This is a genomic window from Sphingomonas sp. Ant H11 (assembly GCF_000797515.1).
GTDB lineage: Bacteria > Pseudomonadota > Alphaproteobacteria > Sphingomonadales > Sphingomonadaceae > Sphingomonas.
In genome coordinates this window covers 1-1058 of record NZ_JSBN01000208.1, presented here as the reverse complement: position 1 = coordinate 1058, position 1058 = coordinate 1, and the positions used below count along the sequence as shown (strand labels likewise).

Here is a 1058-nt window from a genome sequence, read left to right as displayed (position 1 = left end):
TGCCGTTCGCCATCAGCCCGACCCACCCCACGCCCCTCCCTTCAGGGAGGGGAGAAACGTTAAACTCACGCCGGATCGGTCGCCACGCTCTCGGTCTGCGCCGCGCGCCAAGCCTGCAAGCGCTCGCTCAAGCCCGGATCCGACAGCGCCAGGATCGCTGCCGCCAGCAGCGCTGCATTTTTGGCCCCGGCCTTGCCGATCGCCAGCGTCCCCACCGGAATCCCCGCCGGCATCTGGACGATCGAATAGAGGCTGTCGACGCCCTTCAGCGTCTTGCTTTCCACCGGCACGCCCAGCACCGGCACATGCGTCAGCGCCGCCGCCATGCCCGGCAGATGCGCAGCGCCGCCTGCGCCGGCGATCACGACCTTGATCCCGCGCGCAGCCGCACTGCCCGCATAATCATAGAGCCGCTGCGGCGTGCGGTGCGCCGACACCACCTTGCTTTCATACGCGACCCCCAGCTCGGCGAGCAGCTCTGCGGCATGGTGCATCGTCTCCCAATCGGAGGTGCTTCCCATGATGATGCCGACGACAGGGCGCGCGGCGGGGGTTTCGGGCGTGGCCATGCCGTCGGGACTAGCGGCCCGCGCTGGGCAGGGCAACTCTCGCAAACGGTTCGTCGTGGAACTTGTGCGTCTCGGCAGGGGTTGGGGGTGCACGAGAACAGATCCCAAGGAGAAACCCAATGAACCGCAAGTCTACAGCGTCGATCGCCGCCCTTGCCGCGGTACTCGCTTTCTCCAGCCCCGCTTTTGCCGAAGGAAACACGAGCGCGCCGAGGCCGCCATCGCCGAGCGCGCGCGAAGATCGATGCGTCGGCCAAGGTCGGTGCAACTGCAGAAACCCCGCGCCTGCAGGCCGAGGCACAGGCCGCCTTGCGCACCGCGCAGGAAGATCTCGCCAGCGGCAAGAAGGAAGAGGCGATCGCCGCCGCGCATCATGCCAGCCAGCTCGCCGACACCGCGCTGGGCGAGGCGCAGCGTGCGCGCACCCAGACTGCCCGCGCCGTGACCGAGAATGCGCGCGATGCCGCCGCCGACGCACAGGCCCAAGCC

The 1058-nt window shown here is 68.8% G+C and carries 1 protein-coding gene and 1 pseudogene; one reads left to right on the top strand and one right to left on the bottom strand.

From position 1 onward, the window contains the following. Positions 1-65: 65 nt before the first annotated feature. Positions 66-569 carry a 5-(carboxyamino)imidazole ribonucleotide mutase gene (purE, locus tag NW75_RS21785; RefSeq protein WP_052192586.1) on the bottom strand — a complete coding sequence of 168 codons (504 nt, stop codon included), beginning with the start codon at positions 567-569 and terminating at the stop codon, positions 66-68. 186 nt (positions 570-755) lie between these two features. Here purE and NW75_RS21780 point away from each other — a divergent pair. Continuing rightward, positions 756-1058 (top strand): annotated as a pseudogene (locus tag NW75_RS21780) (hypothetical protein); the annotation flags it as partial.

Bases quoted from the DNA above. Each gene is read 5' to 3' on its own strand.
- purE (WP_052192586.1), bottom strand. From the start codon at position 569: ATGGCCACGCCCGAAACCCCCGCCGCGCGCCCTGTCGTCGGCATCATC.